Genomic DNA, 18327 nt, shown 5'->3' with positions numbered 1-18327 from the left:
TGTCAGTGCACCTCACCCCTTCAGATACCGAAAAGCTGCTCCTGAGCGTCGCGGGCATGGTCGCCCGTGACCGCCGCGAGCGCGGGGTACTGCTGAACTACCCCGAAGCGATGGCACTGATCTCGTGCTGGATTCTCGAGCGCGCGCGTGACGGAATGACGGTTGCGGAACTGATGAACGCCGGTCGGCAAGTGCTCACCCGCGACGACGTGATGGAAGGGGTACCCGAGATGATTGCAAACGTCCAGGTGGAGGCCACTTTCCCGGACGGTCGCAAACTGGTCACCGTGACGGAGCCCATTCGATGATTCCCGGCGAAGTACGTGTGTCCACCGAACCGCTCGAGTTCGGCACGGACGCGGAGAAGATCACGATGGTCGTCGTCAACGACGGCGATCGCCCCATTCAGATCGGTTCACATCTCCACCTTCCCGCGGCCAACCCGGCGTTGACCTTCGATCGCGAAGCGGCAGACGGCTTCCGGCTCGACATCCCCTCGGGAACGTCGGTTCGGTTCGAACCCGGGGTCAGCAGAACGGTGACACTGATCGCGCTCGGCGGACTCAAAAGGGTTCCGGGCCTGCAGATCGTGCCGGACGAAGACCTACCGACACATGCGCGCGAGCCCAAGACCGTCATGCCGTTCGGCACGCCCGGCGTCGAGGTCGAAGAACCTTTGCGAGCGTCCTCGGTGAACGTGCGTGTGAGTGATGTTCCAGTCGAGGCGGATTCACCGGACGACGCCGCGACGACAGTTGAGAGGACAGCCGAATGAGCAGGATCGATCGACGCGGCTACGCCTCCCTGTACGGCCCGACCGCAGGTGACCAGATCCGTTTGGCCGACACCGATCTGTGGATCGAGATCGAGCACGACTACACCGCGACCGGCGACGAGATGGTCTTCGGCGGCGGTAAGAGCATCCGAGAGTCGATGGGCCAGGGCCTGACCACTCGCGACCAGGGTGCTCTCGACGTCGTCATCACCAACACGGTGATTCTCGATCACTGGGGAATCGTCCGGGCAGACGTTGGAATTCGCGACGGACGCATCGTTGCGATCGGCAAGTCCGGTAACCCCGACATCATGGATGGCGTGCACCCCAAGTTGCTCATCGGGCCGAGCACCGACGTGATCGCCGGTGAGGGAAAGATCCTCACCGCGGGTGCGATCGACACTCACGTGCACTTCCTCAGTCAAATCGAGATGATGGAGGCGCTCGCGACCGGTACGACGACGGTGGCGGGCGGCGGAACGGGTCCCACCGAGGGAAGCAAGGCAACCACCGTCACACCCGGCGCCTGGTCGCTGACGATGATGCACCGCGCCCTCGACCACATCCCGCTCAACGTCCTTCTTCTCGGCAAGGGCAGCACCGTCAGCCATGAGGCCATGCGCCAGGAAGCTCTCGCGGGCGCAGGCGGATTCAAGGTTCACGAGGACTGGGGTTCCACTCCGGCCGCGATCGACGCCGCTCTTCGAGCAGCCGACGAGTTCGGCCTCCAGGTAGCGCTGCACGCGGACAGTCTCAACGAAACCGGTTACGTACAGCACACTTTGGACGCGATCGCCGGACGCGGAATCCACGTATTCCATGCGGAAGGCGCCGGCGGCGGGCACGCGCCGGACATCATCGTGACCGCCGGTGAGCCGAACGTTCTTCCAGCATCGACCAATCCGACGTTGCCGCATACCGTCAACACGGTTGCCGAGCACCTCGACATGCTCATCGTGTGTCATGCGCTCAATCCCCGGGTTCCGGAGGATCTTGCCTTTGCCGAGTCCCGGATCCGGCCGACAACGATTGCAGCAGAAGACTTTCTGCACGACATCGGAGCCATCTCGATCACCTCGTCCGACGCCCAAGCGATGGGCCGTATCGGTGAGGTGACCCTGCGGACATGGCAGGTGGCTCACGTCATGAAGGCCCAGTACGGCAAGCTGGGCACCAGCATGCCGGCCGACAACGAGCGTGCGCGGCGTTACGTCGCCAAGTACACGATCTGCCCCGCGGTGGCGCACGGTATCGATCACGAGATCGGCTCGGTCGAGGCCGGGAAGATGGCGGACCTGGTGCTGTGGGATCCCGCGTTCTTCGGAGTCCGTCCTTCTGCCGTGATCAAGGGCGGGGCGATAGTTGCTGCGCCGCTTGGTGATCCGAATGCTGCTATCCCGACCCCGCAGCCGGTGTTCGTTCGCCCGGCCATCGCGGCGACTCCGGGATCGGCCCCGCACCTGTCCACGACGTTCGTCTCTCCGATGGCCATCGAGGACGGTCTGGCCGATCGTCTCGGTCTCACCCGCACCCTTACCGGTGTTCGTCCGACGAGACACCTCACCAAGGCGGACATGCCGAACAACACGGCGCTGCCGTCCATCGACGTCGATCCGGAGACGTTTGCCATCAAGGTCAACGGCGACCTGATCGCGCCCAACCCCGTTGACGTGGTGCCGATGGCTCAGCGCTACATGCTGTTCTGAAACCATGTCGATCGAGACGGCATCTGCCGAGATAGCATCGATGCTCTTGGCAGATGGGCGTCTGCCTACCGGCGGTCACGCGCACTCGTCGGGGTTGGAACCGGCACTGGCGGGCGGACTCCTGCAGAGTCAGGTCCCTGACTTCATTCGCGGTCGACTCGAAACAGTCGGACTTGTCGAGGCCGCTTCAACGGTGGTCACGCGCCGCTGGGCCGTAAGTGAGGGTAGTGCAGGCGAACTCGAGGACATCTCGAGGGAACTGCTCGCTCGGACTCCCAGCGCACCGCTGCGTGAGGCGTCGATTCAGCTCGGCCGTGGGCTGGCGAGACTGGCGTCGCGATTGTGGCCGCAGCACCCCGCGGTGCAGATGCTCATGGCGCTGCCTGGGCATCCGATGCGTCCGCTCGCGTTGGGCGTCTTCACGGCGGTCTCCGGGATGGACGACCTACAGGCAGCCAGATCTTGTTTGTACGACGACGCCCAAACGGTGGCGTCGGCGGCATTGAAGCTACTGCCGGTGGATCCGGCAGAACCGGTCGAATGGTTGCTCCGAGCAGCCCCGACCATCGAAGCCGTCGCCGCGGCTGCCGTAGCCGTCGAGGGCGTCGCAGATATACCCGCAACAACAGGGCCGTTGGTCGAACAATGGTCACTCGAACACCACGCTCGATCCAGGAGGATTTTCCGTGCTTGACAACCTGAACAACACCACCACTGCTGCAAGAGGTTTGAGGCTCGGCGTTGCCGGCCCCGTCGGCACCGGCAAAAGCACCCTCATCGCCACCATCTGCCGCGAACTCGCGGCGGAGTACGAGATCGCGGTGGTCACCAACGACATCTACACCGACGAGGACGCGCGACTGTTGCGCGCGGCCAACGTTCTGCCGATCGAGCGCATCGTCGCAGTCGAGACCGGTGCGTGCCCGCACACGGCTATTCGTGACGACGTCACGCCGAACCTCATTGCGGTCGAAGACCTCGAGCGTCAGTTCCATCCCCTCGACATGGTGATCGTGGAAAGCGGCGGTGACAACCTGACCGCCACGTTCAGCCCGGCACTGGTCGACGCCCAGATCTTCTGCATCGACGTCGCGGGCGGCGGAGACGTCGCACGCAAGGGCGGTCCCGGAATCGAGCGGGCAGATCTGTTGGTGGTCAACAAGATCGACCTGGCCCCGTACGTCGACGTCGACGCGGTCCAGATGGTTGCCGATGCCACGGCCGCGCGTGACGGACTTCCCGTTCTCGCGCTCAGCCAGAAGGATCACTCAACGATCGACCAGCTCAGTGCGTGGCTCCGCCAGGTCATCGCATCTCATCGCGCGGGTAGTCACACCCCGCAGGATCCGGGGCCGATGGCGCCGCACTTCCATGCCGATGAAGAAGACCACGGTCACGGTCACGGGCACAGCCACTCTCACGCTCACTGATGCGCACTGGAGCTACGCGGGTCGTCGTCGAGAGAGTGGGTGACACCGCTGTTGCGCGAGAGCTGATCTCGGGCGACTTCTTGGCCCCGCGGTTCGTCGACGCTCGCGGGCTCACCGTGCGAATTGCCTTGGTAGGGCACAGTGCAACGCTGCTGGCCGGCGACGACCTGCGTATCGAATTCGTAGTCGCTCCGGGTACGTGCCTCGAGGTGATCGAGCCGTCGGGGACCGTCGCGTACAACGCGCGTGGCGGCCGGGCGTCGTGGTCGGCTTCGGCGAGCGTCGGCGCCGGTGCGGCGCTGATCTGGCGCGCGGCACCGTTTGTCGTCGCGGGCGGCGCGGATGTGACCAGGCGCGTGGATATTTCACTGGAATCCGATGCGGTTGCGCTGCTCGACGAGATGATCGTGTTCGGCCGGACCGGCGAAACCGGCGGTGCCCTTCGCTCGGATCAGCGCATTACCGTCGACGGTGACGCGCTGCTCGTGGAAACTCTCGACCTGCGTAGCGTGCCGGGCCGTTCGCTGCCGGGAATTCTCGGTGGCCATCGCGTGCTCGGTACGACCATGCTGTTGGGGATGAAGACTACCGACGACGTCGAAGGGCACGTGACGCCGCTGGCGGGAGCAGGGATGCTGGCACGGGCCGTTGCCGATCACGCACACGAGGCGAGCGCAGCGTTGGATCCGATCTGGTCGCAGTGGCGTGGGCGAGTTTCGCAGGAGTACACCGACTGATTCGCCCTACCGTCACACTTCGGGAGGCTGCGTCGTCCAGTATGTGACCAGGCCGAAGAGAGCCGGGCGCACAGGTTTGACGGAGGCATCATGCGAATTGTTGTTCTGGGCGGAACCGGCCAGATGGGAAAGCTGGTCGTCGAGCAGGCAAAGGCAGGGGGCCACGACGTGGTCGCTGCCGCTCGATCGACGGGAGTCGACATCTCTACGGGTGCCGGGTTGGACGAAGCATTTTCCGGCGCCGACGTGGTCGTCGACGTGAGTGATCATGTCACCAACGGTGCGAGGAAGGCGATCGAGTTCTTCGAGACGGCAGCGAAGAACATCGCCGCGGCCGAAGCCAGGGCCGGCGTGAAGCACCACGTGTTGCTCTCGATCGTGAACTGCGACGATCCGCGATTGAAGTCCTTCGGTTACTACCAGGGGAAGGCTGCGCAGGAACGCGCGGTGGAAGCGTCGAGTATTCCCTTCACGATCCTGCGATCCACTCAGTGGTTCGAGTTCGGCGAGAAGACGATCGCGCTCTTCGGGCTGGGGCCGGTCGCGATGGTTCCCCGGATGCGGTCACAACCGGTGGCAGCGAAGACCGTCGCCGAGGCGCTCGTGACCTGCGCTCAGAACGGTCCGACCGGGAGGGCTCCGGACCTGGCCGGGCCCGAGGTCCTCGAGATCCCGGCCATGACGCGCGAGATCTTGAAATACCGTGGCCGACGTAAGTGGCTGATCCCGATCTCGATGCCTGGAGCGGGTAAGGCGATGAAGGGTGGGGCGTTGCTGCCCGCGCCGGGATCCACAACTGCAGGACCCACGTTGGAAACCTGGTTGCACGAGAACTGAATAGGAAAGGCGGCCGCGCAAGTGCGCGGCCGCCTTTTACTCACGTGGACGGTTGGGTTCAGAGATCCGGGTAGTTCAGAGATCCGGGTACGAGGTGAGGTTGTCGACCTTCTCGGTGGTTTCGGGCTCTTCGGGCAGCTTGCCGGTCACCAGGAAGATGACACGTCGGCCGACCTCGACGGCGTGGTCGGCGAATCGCTCGTAGAAGCGGCCGAGCAGCGTGACGTCGACTGCGGCGGCAACGCCGTGCTTCCACTCACGGTCCATGAGGACGGTGAAGAGGTGGCGGTGGAGGTCGTCCATCGCTTCGTCTTCTTCGCGCAGACGGGCAGCGCGCTCGGGGTCGCGGGTCTCGAGGACGACCTTGGCGGCCGCACCGATGGAGACAGCGATGCGTCCCATCTCGGCGAAGTAGCCGTTGACCTCTTCAGGAAGCACGTGGTTGGGATGTCGGCGGCGCGCGATCTTGGCGACGTGCAGGGCGAGTGCGCCCATGCGGTCGATGTCGGCGACGATCTGGATTCCGCTGACCACCGAGCGCAGATCTCCGGCAACGGGAGCCTGCAAGGCGAGCAACGCAAACGCGCGCTCCTCGCAGATGGTGCTGAGTTCGGTGATCTTGTCGTGTTCGCCGATTACTTGTTCTGCCAGGGACAGGTCTGCCTGGAGCAGGGACTGGGTGGCGCGCTCCATAGCGGCACCTGCCAGTCCTGCCATCTCGCCGAGCGTGTCTGCAAGCTCGGTCATCTGTTCGTTGTAAGCCACGCGCATGAGGTCAGAGCCTACGTGCCGTGAAAGACCAAGTCACAAGCACCAGGTGAACGCAAGGTGAATGAACGCGTGTCAGTCGCAGGTGGTGTCGCCGGCGTTGACGCTGGCGATGTCGGCGGGCAGAGCCGTCGAGGTGCTGGTGTCGACCGACGTCGGATTTGCCGCCAGGATGGTTCCCGGGTCCGCGGGGGCGACGACGGTGCCGGCGAAATTGCTTCCGACGACGACCTCGATCATGTCTCCCATGCTCGGAGCGAGAACCAGAACCGCGCCGGGAATCGACGACGCGACCGTCACCGCTTCAGCCTCGTAACCTGCGGCGTAGCGCACGACGGTGGTCGACGCTTGAGCATTCGCCAGGCCGGTGGCTGCGCTGAAGTTACCGACCGTGGAGATCTGGAAACCGTAAGCCGCGAGGCTGTCGGCGATCGTCGCGGCCTGCCCGGCGATTCCCGACGCGTTGGAGACGTCGACCGAGATGTTGTAGGCGCTCATTGCCTCGACGGAAGTGGCGGCCGGCGGCGTGCTGGACGTAGGAGCGGTTGTCGTGGAACTGGTCGACGACGGTGTGGTGTCCTCGCGCTCTTCGCCCGGAAGCGGATCGTCGTCGATGATCGCCTGGAAGAGGGACTTGATCTCGTCCGTGCGAGGAATCTCGTTGCCCCAGTCGTTGGTGCCGTCCGTGGGGACCGTCAAGAACGTGACCGCGCCTGCGTCGACGTTCTGGAGCGAGCGACCGAGGGTGACCAGTGACTTGGTGTCGATGTTTTCGACGAACGTGTCGCTGGTGAAGGCGTTGATGAATCCGTTGAGCTTGCTCGGATTCAGGAGGACCTGGTTGGACAGGGCCGAGCGGAGCAGCGCCGACAGGAACTTCTGCTGACGGGTGATGCGCCCGTAGTCGCCGTTGCCCTCGGCTTCGACGTGGCGAGCACGCACGTAGTTGAGGGCGGTACGGCCGTCGAGCATCTGCGTGCCGCCGGAGGCGAGGACGGTTCCGAGGATGCCGTCTTCGATCGGTCCGGGGGAGCAGACGTTCACACCGCCGACGGTGTCGACCATGCGCTCGAAACCGGCGAAGTCCATTCCGACGAAGTGCCCGATTTTCAGGCCGGACATCTTCTGGATGACCTTGACCAGGCATTTGGGGCCACCGAGTGCGTACGTCGCATTGAGTTTGTCGCCGCTCGCTGCCGGGAAGGTTTCGCTGGTGTACTTGCCGGCGTCGTTGTCCCATCCCTGACAGATCGGACGTTCGACGTCGAGGTCACGCGGGAAGGAGACGGCGACGACGCGGCTTCGGTCCGCGGGAATGTTCACCAGCATTACCGTGTCGGCTCGGGCGCCTTCGGCGTCTTCGACGGTTCCGGCGCCGATCTCACCGCTCGCACCGGCGCGGGTATCGGTGCCGATGATCAGGTACGTCTCGTCGCCGAGTTGACCACCGGCGTCGATGATGTCGTCGGACTCGGTGTCGAGTGCCGCAATCTGATCGAATCCGCCTTCGACCGAGCGCAGATAGCCCCACACGACGCCGGTCAATGCGAGAGACATGACGGCCAGGAACGCTACTGCCGATCGGCCGATCACTTTTGCGCGATGGCGGCGGCGAATCTTGCTTTGCGCCAGACGAGTGGCGCCGGTGTCACCGACTACCCGCGGCACTGCGGAGGTGACGGGATGTTCTTCGGTGATCCAGTCCGCAGCGGCGGGCGGAACGGTCGGACGGGCGGGAATCGGCCGGGCGGGGGGCGGCGACGACGCTGCTGAAGATTGAGTCTTGGGTGGTACGGATTTGTTCGGCGCCGGCTTGGGCGGCGTAGCCGGGGCTGGTGGCGGCTTCTTGTCGCCTACCCGACGGACCAACTCGGCGACCGAAACAGAGTCGTCGGTCGGAGGCGAGTCCCGTCGCCCGGTACGTCCACTGCTGCGACGCTCCGGGGGACTGGGTGGTTGCGGTGTTGGTCGCTGGGGTGTGGCAGGGCGCTGGGGCGTTGCCGGTTGGTCCGGTCGGGCGTTGCGGAAGCGCTTGTCTGCGAGCGGACGTTCCCAGGGGGCGCGGCTCTCGGGCGGAGGTGGGCCCGAATCGTGATCATCACCCACCGATGCAACCTGTCCCGTCGTCGACTGTCAGTAACTCGTCATTCAGATGCCGGCGTCAACCGGTTGTCGACGAAGCTGGAGCCATATTACTGGTGAATCCTGAGTGCTTCACTCAGAAAGTGATGTGAGTAATCCGACGGCGTGTTTTCGCTAGCCACCAGAGTGCATCATGTCAGCTCCCACCGGCACAAGGTCGTCTTCGGGATCGTCGAGCCAACCTTCCGGGAGTGCTACCTGACCGGGTGAGCCTTGGCGTCCGCGCGGGCCTTCGGCGTCCTTGGGGAACGGGACGTCGTGGTCGAGCTGTCCGAGCAGATCGTCCAGTTCGGACAACGTGCTGACCAGAGCCATCGAGACCCGCAGATCCGATCCGACCGGGAACCCACGCATGTACCAGGAGACGTGCTTGCGAAGTTCGCGCAGACCCTTCATTTCACCGTGATGTGCGGCGAGCAGTTGGGCGTGACGGGCGATGATCTTGGTGACTTCGCCGAGCGTCGGCGGCGTGGCGATCTGTTGTCCGTTGAGAGCTGCGCTGAGTTCCGCGAACAGCCATGGCCGTCCGAGGCAGCCGCGTCCGACGACGACGCCGTCGCAGCCGGTCTCGTTCATCATGCGGGCAGCATCCGAGGCGTCGAAGATGTCGCCGTTGCCGAGGATCGGCACGTCGGTGACGTGTTCCTTGAGGCGCGTGATCTCGTTCCAGTCAGCAGTGCCGGAGTAGCGCTGCGACGCGGTACGTGCGTGAAGTGCGACGGCAGCGGCGCCTTCAGCTGCGGCGATCCGGCCGGCGTCGAGGTGCGTGTGATGTTCGGGGTCGATGCCGACGCGCATCTTGACGGTGACCGGAATGTCGGTGCCTTCGGTGGCGCGCACGGCTGCCGCGACGATCTGACCGAACAGTCGACGCTTGTACGGTAGCGCCGATCCACCGCCCTTGCGGGTCACCTTGGGTACCGGGCAGCCGAAGTTCATGTCGATGTGATCGGCCATGTTCTCGTCGACGATCATCTTGGCCGCGGCGTAAGTCGTATCCGGGTCGACGGTGTACAGCTGCAGCGACCTGGGCGTTTCGGTCGGACCGAACGTGGTCATGTGCATCGTGGCGGGTTGGCGTTCGACGAGCGCGCGGGCGGTGACCATCTCGCAGACGTAGAGCCCGGACGTGCTGCCTGCACGTTCGAGTTCGAGTTCACGGCACAGCGTGCGGAAGGCGACGTTGGTGACGCCCGCCATGGGTGCGAGGACCACGGGGCTGTGCAGCTCGAGTGAACCGATACGAAGGGATGACATGTCTACCTCTGAACAAATACTTGTGACAATTGGAAGTGCCCGGTACCGAATCCGGTACCGGGCACAGAATAGCTGGTGAAACTAAGAAGCCTGCTGTTCGCGCTTGGCGGCTTCGCGTGCGAGCATGCGATCGCGCTGTTCCTCGAACTTCGTCGCGTTGGCGGCGAGTGTCTCGAGGAAGGCCGCCAACTCTTCGCGCGTGTTCTCGCCTTCGGCGCTGAAATCGTTGCGCTCGAAGATGTTCCACTTACGCAGGACAGGCCAGACGACCTCGTCGAGGTGCTGGCGAAGGTCGTAGATGCCGTGCTTGGCCATGAGGGCGCCGTTGCGGCGGAAGTTCGGCATGCCGGCACCGGGCATCTGGAAGTTCTGGACGATGTTCGCCACAGCCTTGAGCGCCTGATCGGGAGCAAGATCGAGCGCGGCGGCGCAGATGTTGCGGTAGAAAATCATGTGCAGGTTCTCGTCGGCGGCGATGCGCTGAAGCATCTTGTCGGCAATCGGCTCGTCGCAGGCCTTGCCGGTGTTGCGGTGGCTGACGCGCGTCGCGAGTTCCTGGAAGGTCACGTAGGCGACCGAGTGCAGCAGGCCGGCGTCGCCCTCGTCGATGGGTGCGCTGTAACCGTTTGTCATGTGTTCCATGCGGAAGCGCTCGAGCTCGACGGGGTCGACTGCGCGCGTGACGACGAGGTAGTCACGCATCACGATGCCGTGGCGGTTCTCCTCGGCGGTCCACCGGCCGACCCACGTTCCCCAGGCACCGTCCTGCGAAAAGTTCTCGGCGATCTCACGGTGGTACGACGGCAGGTTGTCCTCGGTGAGCAGGTTGGTGATCATCGCGGCGCGAGCTACCTCGCCGAGTTGTGACTGTTCGAGACTCCAGTCTTCGCCGCCCATGGCTGCGAAGTTACGGCCCTCGTCCCACGGAACGTAGTCGTGTGGATGCCATTCCTTGGCCATGGAGATGTGGCGGTTGACGTTCTCCTCGGCAACCGGCTGCAGCTCTTGTAGCAGCTCCAGCTGCGTCAGAATCCTCGTCATTTCTTGCCTCCATGTTGAGTGAATGCGCGACTTCGCCCCAGCCTACGGCACCGTAGGTTTGAAAAGAATGGCATGAAAATTGCTCCCCTCGAGGGATGTTACCGATCCGTAGTTATCCGGGGGCACTTTCACTACCAAGTCGTTCTTTCGACGTAGTCGCGGAACGTCCGGGCGGGATCGGACAGCTTGCGACTCTTCGACCAGATCAGCCCTATTTTTCGCTGTGCTCCTTCGATCGGTACATAGACGACTCCTTCGGCCCAGATCGGTGGATCCTGAACCGGCATGACCGAGACACCGAAGGACGCGGAGACCAGTCCGCCGACCGTTGCCAGCTCGCTGCTCTCGAAGACGAAATTCGGAGTGAATCCTGCGGCCGCGCACAGTTCATCGAGAATTCTTCGCATCCCGAAGTTCGGATGCATACCGATGAACGGTTCGTCGGCCGCGTCCGCAAGCTCGACCGAATGCAACTTCGCAAAGCGATGATCAGCCGGAACAGCCAATGCCAGTGACTGCTGGGCGATCTGCATCCACGCCACCTGCGGATCGCGCGGCTGAGGCGAGACGACGGCCAGGTCGGACGTGCCGGCGGCGATTCTGTCGACCAGGAACTGCGCGCTGTCCTGATGCAGTTCGAATCGCACTCCGGGATACTCGACGCGGTATCCGCGCAGCATGTGCGGCACCAACCAGGTGCCGAACGAGTGGAGGAAGTCGAGTCGGACCGTGCCGCTCTCGGGGCTCGCCAGCGACTGGATTTCGGTCTGCGCGGCGTCGAGGGCACGCAGTGCGATGCGAGCATGTCGATAGAGGATCTCGCCGTACCGGTTCAGTTCGAGTCGGCGTCCCTGACGGTCGAAGAGTGTCACGCCGATCTGTCGTTCGAGGCGAGCGAGTTTGCGCGAAAGGGTCGGCTGCGACAGGTGAGTCAGATTCGCGGTAGCGGTCACCTGTTGGGTTTCGGCGAGCACGACAAACCATTCGAGGTCTTCGGTCAGCATCACGAACCCAATCTATATACCCCCAGAGCATATAGAACACCAAGTTTATGCATTTTCTTTTGCCAAGTCGGGGCGGGAGGATTCTTGCCGGAGGTAAGTGATGCCTGGAGGTACGTGGTGACTGTCGAGAATGTGATCGAATCCGAAGTGATGCCGCTTCGCCGCGGAACATCGGGATATCGAACCGTGACCGTTGCGTTGTTCGCGGCCGGGCTGTCGACGTTCATCTCGATGTACGCGGCACAGGCGTTGCTGCCTGCGTTCGCCGAAGACTTCCACGTCTCGCCTGCGGTGTCTGCGCTGTCCGTCTCGGCGACGACGGGCATGTTGGCGTTGGCAATCATTCCGGCCAGTGCGCTCTCCGAGCGCTTCGGTCGCACGCGGGTGATGATCGCGTCGGCGTCGGCGTCCTGTGTGATCGGTTTACTTCTGCCGCTGAGTCCGACGATCGAGGTTCTGCTGGTCGGACGCGCAGCACAAGGATTGGCTCTGGCCGGTGTCCCGGCGGTGGCGATGGCCTATCTGGCCGAGGAGGTCGATCGGAAGAACCTCGGTGCAGCGATGGGAAGGTACGTCGCCGGCACAACGATCGGTGGGCTGATCGGACGGCTCGTGCCGTCGGCCGTCGTCGATTTCAGTACGTGGCGTTGGGCGCTGTTGACTGCGTCCGCGCTGTCGGCATTGTTCGCGCTCAACATGATCCGGCGGCTTCCCGCGTCGAAGTTCTTTCGCCCGCAACCGATATCGGCGCGCACGATCGCGTCGAATCTACGACGCCACCTTGCGAACCCGTCGCTGCGAACACTCTTCGCTTTGGGATTCATCCTGATGGGCGGCTTCGTTTCGATTTACAACTTCCTCGGGTTTCGGCTCACGGCAGCACCTTTCGGCCTTCCTGAAGCGCTTGTGGGCCTGGTGTTCCTTTTCTACCTTGCCGGAACTTTCACCTCGGCGGTAGCCGGCGGGGCCTCTGACCGACTGGGTAGGCGCAGCGTGCTGCTCGGGTCGGTTGTCGTCATCGGTATCGGCCTGGCACTGACCGTTCCGGACAATCTGGCGTTGACGCTCGTGGGGATGCTGCTCTTCACCGGAGGATTCTTCGCCGCACATTCGGTGGACAGCGGTTGGGTGGGGCTGATCGCTACCGATCACCGGGCCGAGGCGTCGGCGTTGTATCTGTTTGCCTACTACGCGGGTTCGTCCGTGGCGGGCGCCCTCGCGGGTCTTGCATACGCGGGTGGCGGTTGGGTCGGGGTCAGTACTTTTGTGGGCGCGCTGCTGTTGGTTGCGTTTGCCTTGTCACTGAGGATGTTTCGATCTTCGACGATTGACTGAACAGAGCACTGCGGCGACCCCGAACGGGATCGCCGCAGTGCGTTCTGTCGAGCGTCTTACTTCTTGCCGCCGCCGAGGAGGCCGCCGAGCAGGTCTCCGAGGCCGCCGCCACCGGATCCACCCAGGATGCCGCCGAGTGCGCCGCCGATGCCGCCGCCGGAATTGCCGCCGCCGCCGAGAATTCCGCCGAGGAGATCCCCGAGCCCGCCGCCACCGGAGGCCTGAGTCTGCGCGCCGGCACCGCCACCGGTGAACTGCTTGGCGAGGTAGGCCAGGACGATGGGAGCGAGGATCGGCAGCAACTGCTTCACCAGATCGTTTCCACCGCCGCCACCGACACCGCCCAGTGCGCTGGCGACCTGATCGGTGTTGCCGCCGAAGATGTTCGAGACGATCTTCTGACCGTCAGCGGTGTCGACTTTGCTGATGTCGACGCCGTCGTCGAGAAGGCTGGTGTCGGCGTGAGACTGCAACGCGCTTTCCAGCGAGGCTGCACCGGCGGGATCCTGCGCGTTGGCGCCGAGGCCACCGACGAGGGTCGGAAGTGCAGTCTTGACCGCCGATTCGGCAGTTGCCTGGTCGACGCCGAGTTGCTGCGCGATCTGGTCGATGGGGATCTGGGATAGAAGGTCGTCAAGCGATGCCATTGATGCCCTACCTCTTCTGGGGTACTACTCGTCAGTACCCGGCTGTTGCAGACACTAGTGAATGTCGGCGTCGACGGTAACCCTCTGGTTGCCGAGCGGTCAGGCTCGGGTCTTCTCGCGGGGGACCAGGCACGCTAGGAGAGCGAGAATCAGTCCGCCGGCCGTCAGAATGAATCCTGTCTGATTTGTCAGGATCGTGGAGTAGTTTTCCCTGATGACATTGTCGAACTGATCGTTCACGCGGTAGTAGAACGTGCCAAGAGTCCCCAATCCCACGATAATTCCGATCCATGCTGCGATGCGAGAACCGAACAATGCGGCGATCAGAATCAATACGGCGGCGGCGAGCAGAAGTATCGCCATCGACCGGTAGAAGGTCACGGACTGATCGCCGAGTTGCTCGATTGCCCACCCTGCCGGAAAGCCGTCCCGCAGGTCCTCGAGGCGAACGTTGTCGGGTTTGACCCCGGCCAGTACGTACGTGAACGAGCCGACGGCAACGGCGATTCCACAAATGAGCAGAACGAGATGAACTAACGTGCGCATGCCAGTCTCCCTGTGTTCGGAGTTCGGTGACGCGGTCGTCGCCGAGCCTAGCTGTGTCGCGGGTGTCAAGCTCGGTATCGAGCGTGCAGAATCGTCTCCATGCCCGACAACATGCGTCGACTCGAAGAGATCTCGCTGTCGCTGCCGGAAGCGGAGCGCGTCGACATCGAAGCGTGGGACGGCCACCCGACGTTCCGGGTCCGCGGCAAGAACTTCGTGTTCTGCAACCTCGAAGCCACCTCCTTGACCGTCAAGCTGAGCAAGGAGGAAGCCGAAGCGGTGGTGGCCACCGAACCAGGCGCAAGTGCTGCGGGCTACGGACTCGGTCGACACGGGTGGGTTGCACTCGACATCGGCACCGACGTTTCCGAGGAGAAATGGTCGCAACTGGAGGAGTGGATCTACACCTCGTTCACCCTCGTTGCGCCGAAGCGGCTTGCCCGGATCGTTCTCGATGCGGATGAGGAACGCCCGTAACGGATAGATTCGTCAGTACAGACGCCGACTAGACGAGGAATTGTCATGACGACACCGGAAACTTCACCGGCCACCGCAAAACCGGGCATGCCGCCGTGGGCGAAGAAGGCCATCGGGATCGCAGTGATGGCGGTGGTCCTGGTCATCGCTTACTTCATCCTTGCCGCCTTCCTTCCGCGTTGGTGGGCGCAGCGCATTGCGTCGTTGGCGAACGGCAGTTTCAGCGCCGGAATCGCGTGGGGGCTGCTGTTCGGTCTCGTGTGCACCCTGGTCCCGCTCATCTTCTTCCGGGCGGTCTGGCAGGTGCGCAAGCGCAAGCATGCTCGAATCATGCAGATCACGGCTCTCGCGTTGGGTGTGATCTTCGCGCTGCCGAATCTGCTCTCTCTGACAGTTGTTCTCGGCAACAACAACGCTGCGCATGCCGGCGAGCGGATCCTCGACGTCGACGGCCCCGGATTCCGCGGAGCATCCGTTGTCGGTGCCGTCCTGGGCGTTGCGTTGTTCCTTGGACTTGTCGCGCTCGGCTACATGTACAAAAAGCGTGGAAAGGATCTCGACAAGATGCGCGGTGAGCTCAAGCAGCACGAGCCGCAGAGCAAGGGCGAGGCTCCGGCTCCGGAAATTTGAGTCAGCTCTTCGACCGAGTACTCAGGCCGACACCGACTCCGACGGTTCCCGCCGCCACCAGTCCGGCGAGCGGGACAGCCCAGTGTCCGGCAAATGTGCAGGCGAGAACCAGGATTGCACTCACCGGTAGAACGGCCTGCTCGATCCTGTCGCGCTTGAAGTGGCGTGAATGCATGAGCCACACGAAGATCAGGAACATCGCGGCCGGAATCGTGACCGCGGCAGATGCTGCGAACGTCGAAATGTGCGCTTCGCCAACTGCTTCCTCGACGGCTACTTCGATGCCGGCGCCGATGGCCGCAGCGGATCCGAATACGAAGTAGTGCCCGTATCCCCACAACAGGACGGCGCGATTGCCTTGGTCTGCGAGGTACTCGTGGATCGGGACGGCGAAGTAGATCCACAACGCGGAGAACACGATCAGAACTCCGCCGACGGCAATCGGAATCAGTATATCGGCGGCGTCGAAATCCCGGATGCCGGATTGGACCGCGATGGTGGCGGCAGCGATGGTTTCGCCGAGCATGATGATGGTGAAGAGGCCGTAGCGTTCGGCGATGTGATGCGGGTGCCACGGCGTCTGGTGGTTGCGTTCGGCGATCGCCGGCACCGCGAGTTCGGCGATCATGAGAACGAAGAAGCCCGGAATCCACGCCGACGCCGGCATCAGGAGCAGCACGATCCAGCCGGCCTGGACGATCACGAGCCCGGCGGCATATTGCAGAGCAGTGGTTCGCGCTGCACCGGATTCACCGCTGGCGGCTCGAAGCCATTGGCAGGTGAGCGCAATTCGCATGATGAGGTAGCCGACGATGGCCGTCGTACGGTCGGTTCCGTCGAATGCGTCAGGGATTCCGGCGGCGAAGACGAGCACGCCACAAATCTGTACGAAGGTCGCGACCCGGTAGGGGACGTCGTCCGTGTCGTAGGCAGACGCGAACCAGGTGAAGTTCACCCACGCCCACCACAGCGCGAAGAAGACGAACATATAGCCGGCGATGCCGTCGGCGTAGTGGCCCTCGGCGACAGCATGCACCAGTTGAACTCCGGCCTGTGCGGCTGCAACCACGAAACACAGGTCGAAGAACAGTTCGAGTGGCGTCGATGCTCGATGGTCCTCGTCGCGGCTGCGTGCGCGCATCCGGATGATCGGCATTACGGCCCGGCCGTGGCCCGCGCCTGTACTGGTGTGTTCTGTCATCGTCCCCACCTTGCTCCGACGTCTAGTGCAGGAGCGCAGTCTAGGGCGAATTCCGTCGGGTCGACGAATGAGACATTTCGCCCCTCACCACACGAGAACGGGTTTGATGACGCGCCCCGACGCTTGATCTTCGACGGCTTTGTTGATGTCGGAGAAGGCGTAGCGCGTCACCAAGCGGTCGATCGGAAACCGGCCACCAGTGAAGAGTTCGACGAGTTCGGGGATGAACGTCGAGACTTCCGACTCTCCTTCGATGCATCCTCGAATTGTCTTTCCGCTCAGCATGATGTCGGCCATGTTCATCTCGACCGTGGACGCTCCGAGTCCGACTACCGCCAGTGTTCCCCGTGCTCGAAGTGATGTGACGGCCTGATTGATCACGGAGCCGATTCCGGTGGTGTCGAGGGAATGTGTCGAACCTCCGTCGGTGGCGGCGCGTACTGCTTCGACCGCGTCCTCGGTGGTCGGATCGACAGTGACGGCGCCGAATTCCTCGGCGAGTGCGCGCCGCTGCGCAACGGGGTCCACGGCGACCAGGGTGGAAACGCCGGCAGCCCTCGCTGCCAGTAGCGCTGCGAGTCCGACGCTGCCGGCTCCGAAGACGACAAACGTCGAGTCGGGCTCGGGGCGAAGTAGATTCAGCACGGCACCCGCGCCGGTTTGAAATCCGCAGCCGAGGGGAGCCGCGACGGTCAGGTCCACTGCAGGATCGACGACGACGGTGTTGTCGGCAGTGGCGATGACGTATTCCGCGAAGCTGGACTGGCCGAAGAATGCGGACCGTATCGGAGTTCCGCTTCGCCGGACCGGCGTCGAGCCGTCGGTGCGTGCGCCAGAGCTGTTGAGCCCGTGTGAGCTTTCGCAGTACGCCCGATGGCCGCTGAGACACTGCCTGCACATACCGCAACTGCGGTAGCTCAGCAACACGTGATCACCGGGCGCAATGCTGTCGATCGACGAGCCGACGGCCTCGACCACCCCCGCCCCTTCGTGCCCGAACACGCAGGGGCCGAGCCTTTCCGGTAGCACCGACTTCGTGAACAGATCTGTGTGGCACAGGCCGGTAGCGACGATGCGAACCAGGATCTCGTCTGCGCGGGGTTCGTCGATTTCAACGGTGTCGAGTGTGAAGGGGGAGTGCGGGCCGTGTGAGAGCGCCGCTGTCATCTGCATGGAGGATCTCGAATTCTGTTCGGCGCGAATCACGCTCGCTCGAGCAGGAAGTAGTAGTGCTGCCCACCGTCGAGAACCAGCGCCGACTTTCCGTTCATGATGCCCATCAGTGTCGAGTCGTCGACCTTCTTGAAGTGGTCGAAGATCGGCGCACCGTCGTAGACCATCGTTGCCGTGACTTCGCCACGAAACTCGATGTTCCACAGGCTTGCTTCGCCATTGCCGCCCTTGACGTCGGAATAGAGGTTGCCGTCTTCGTCTCGGCAGATCAACGGCTTGGCGTCCTCGACCGAGTTGAAGGTCTTGCCGTACCAACGGCTCGCGAACAGCTTTTCGTGAAGCCGGTGACCGGTGGCGAAGTCGTCACCCTTCCACTCGCCGAGGATTTCTTCGGCGGCGACGGTTTCCAGCGCGGCCCACACTTCGTCGAGTTCTGCTGGTGATACACCACTTTCCGCAGCACGGAGCCGGGCGAAAGCAGTTCGGGCTTCGTCGAGATTCATGTCTCTCCTCGAGTTGACGGTAAGTGGCACGACTTGTTCGCGAACCAAATTGTTCGTCAACTCTGCACGCTACGCCGAACCGGATGGTTCGGCAACGGTCGATTCGTTCTAGGCTGTG

20 protein-coding genes are annotated in these 18327 nt (G+C 63.4%); 10 read left to right on the top strand and 10 right to left on the bottom strand.

The window, feature by feature from the left end; genetic code table 11:
- The first annotated feature begins 5 nt into the window (after positions 1-5).
- The 7 genes from ureA (at position 6) to A0W34_RS23305 (ending at position 5485) form a co-directional block, all read left to right on the top strand.
- The gene (gene ureA / locus A0W34_RS23335; protein WP_003939800.1) at positions 6-308 is read left to right on the top strand and encodes an urease subunit gamma; all 303 of its coding nucleotides are present in this window, start codon (positions 6-8) and stop codon (positions 306-308) included.
- Positions 305-775 carry an urease subunit beta gene (gene ureB / locus A0W34_RS33755; RefSeq protein ID WP_007733849.1) on the top strand — a complete coding sequence of 157 codons (471 nt, stop codon included), beginning with the start codon at positions 305-307 and terminating at the stop codon, positions 773-775. The genes ureA and ureB overlap by 4 nt, the downstream gene beginning before the upstream one ends.
- The gene (locus tag A0W34_RS23325; RefSeq protein ID WP_081558355.1) at positions 772-2481 is read left to right on the top strand and encodes an urease subunit alpha; all 1710 of its coding nucleotides are present in this window, start codon (positions 772-774) and stop codon (positions 2479-2481) included. Before ureB ends, A0W34_RS23325 begins: the two co-directional genes overlap by 4 nt.
- Before the next feature lie 4 nt (positions 2482-2485).
- Positions 2486-3175, top strand: coding sequence for an urease accessory protein UreF (locus tag A0W34_RS23320; RefSeq protein ID WP_081558354.1), 690 nt, complete (start codon positions 2486-2488; stop codon positions 3173-3175).
- A complete protein-coding gene (gene ureG / locus A0W34_RS23315; protein ID WP_003939705.1) occupies positions 3168-3911 on the top strand; it encodes an urease accessory protein UreG in 744 nt (247 codons plus the stop codon). Before A0W34_RS23320 ends, ureG begins: the two co-directional genes overlap by 8 nt.
- A complete protein-coding gene (locus tag A0W34_RS23310) occupies positions 3911-4648 on the top strand; it encodes an urease accessory protein UreD (RefSeq protein WP_232329909.1) in 738 nt (245 codons plus the stop codon). The genes ureG and A0W34_RS23310 overlap by 1 nt, the downstream gene beginning before the upstream one ends.
- A 90-nt stretch (positions 4649-4738) precedes the next feature.
- Complete coding sequence (locus tag A0W34_RS23305) at positions 4739-5485, top strand: SDR family oxidoreductase (protein ID WP_081558352.1); 747 nt, start codon at positions 4739-4741, stop codon at positions 5483-5485.
- A 75-nt stretch (positions 5486-5560) separates the two neighbouring features.
- Here the strand turns inward: A0W34_RS23305 and phoU are convergent, their stop codons facing one another.
- The 5 genes from phoU to A0W34_RS23280 form a co-directional block, all read right to left on the bottom strand.
- Entirely contained in the window at positions 5561-6256 is a 696-nt protein-coding gene (gene phoU, locus A0W34_RS23300; RefSeq protein ID WP_003940130.1) for a phosphate signaling complex protein PhoU, read from the bottom strand.
- Positions 6257-6328: 72 nt separating this feature from the next.
- Positions 6329-8359 (bottom strand): LCP family protein, encoded by a 2031-nt coding sequence (locus tag A0W34_RS23295; RefSeq protein WP_042451384.1) that lies wholly within the window; start codon positions 8357-8359, stop codon positions 6329-6331.
- A 150-nt stretch (positions 8360-8509) separates the two neighbouring features.
- Positions 8510-9652: a tRNA dihydrouridine synthase DusB gene (gene dusB, locus A0W34_RS23290; protein ID WP_003939756.1), complete on the bottom strand. Its 1143-nt coding sequence runs from the start codon at positions 9650-9652 to the stop codon at positions 8510-8512.
- Between the two features lie 81 nt (positions 9653-9733).
- Positions 9734-10693, bottom strand: a complete 960-nt coding sequence (locus tag A0W34_RS23285; RefSeq protein WP_003940492.1) for an acyl-ACP desaturase — start codon at positions 10691-10693, stop codon at positions 9734-9736.
- A gap of 131 nt (positions 10694-10824) precedes the next feature.
- Positions 10825-11700 (bottom strand): LysR family transcriptional regulator, encoded by an 876-nt coding sequence (locus A0W34_RS23280; RefSeq protein ID WP_081558351.1) that lies wholly within the window; start codon positions 11698-11700, stop codon positions 10825-10827.
- Positions 11701-11847: 147 nt separating this feature from the next.
- On the opposite strand from A0W34_RS23280, the gene A0W34_RS23275 reads away from it, so the two are divergent.
- Complete coding sequence (locus A0W34_RS23275; protein ID WP_198035717.1) at positions 11848-13032, top strand: MFS transporter; 1185 nt, start codon at positions 11848-11850, stop codon at positions 13030-13032.
- A 56-nt stretch (positions 13033-13088) separates the two neighbouring features.
- Here A0W34_RS23275 and A0W34_RS23270 read toward each other — a convergent pair whose 3' ends face one another.
- Entirely contained in the window at positions 13089-13679 is a 591-nt protein-coding gene (locus A0W34_RS23270) for a DUF937 domain-containing protein (RefSeq protein WP_003940105.1), read from the bottom strand.
- A gap of 99 nt (positions 13680-13778) precedes the next feature.
- Positions 13779-14225, bottom strand: a complete 447-nt coding sequence (locus tag A0W34_RS23265) for a hypothetical protein (protein ID WP_054780998.1) — start codon at positions 14223-14225, stop codon at positions 13779-13781.
- Between the two features lie 99 nt (positions 14226-14324).
- Here A0W34_RS23265 and A0W34_RS23260 point away from each other — a divergent pair, with 99 nt between their 5' ends.
- Positions 14325-14702, top strand: a complete 378-nt coding sequence (locus tag A0W34_RS23260; RefSeq protein ID WP_020908916.1) for an MmcQ/YjbR family DNA-binding protein — start codon at positions 14325-14327, stop codon at positions 14700-14702.
- A gap of 45 nt (positions 14703-14747) precedes the next feature.
- Positions 14748-15332, top strand: coding sequence for a hypothetical protein (locus tag A0W34_RS23255; RefSeq protein WP_003940111.1), 585 nt, complete (start codon positions 14748-14750; stop codon positions 15330-15332).
- Between the two features lies 1 nt (position 15333).
- Here A0W34_RS23255 and A0W34_RS23250 read toward each other — a convergent pair whose 3' ends face one another.
- From A0W34_RS23250 to A0W34_RS23240, 3 genes are all read right to left on the bottom strand, one after another.
- Positions 15334-16533 carry a low temperature requirement protein A gene (locus tag A0W34_RS23250; protein ID WP_081558350.1) on the bottom strand — a complete coding sequence of 400 codons (1200 nt, stop codon included), beginning with the start codon at positions 16531-16533 and terminating at the stop codon, positions 15334-15336.
- Between the two features lie 84 nt (positions 16534-16617).
- On the bottom strand, positions 16618-17706 hold the full coding sequence (locus A0W34_RS23245) for an NAD(P)-dependent alcohol dehydrogenase (RefSeq protein WP_047271204.1): 1089 nt from the start codon (positions 17704-17706) through the stop codon (positions 16618-16620).
- Between the two features lie 29 nt (positions 17707-17735).
- Entirely contained in the window at positions 17736-18209 is a 474-nt protein-coding gene (locus tag A0W34_RS23240) for a DUF4334 domain-containing protein (protein WP_047271067.1), read from the bottom strand.
- Positions 18210-18327: the final 118 nt, after the last annotated feature.

Origin of the sequence: Rhodococcus sp. BH4, from assembly GCF_002079265.1 — a bacterium.
Taxonomy (GTDB): Bacteria; Actinomycetota; Actinomycetes; order Mycobacteriales; family Mycobacteriaceae; genus Rhodococcus_F; species Rhodococcus_F qingshengii.
The sequence above is the reverse complement of the archived record's forward strand: the minus strand, read 5'-3'. Positions and strand labels throughout refer to the sequence as shown.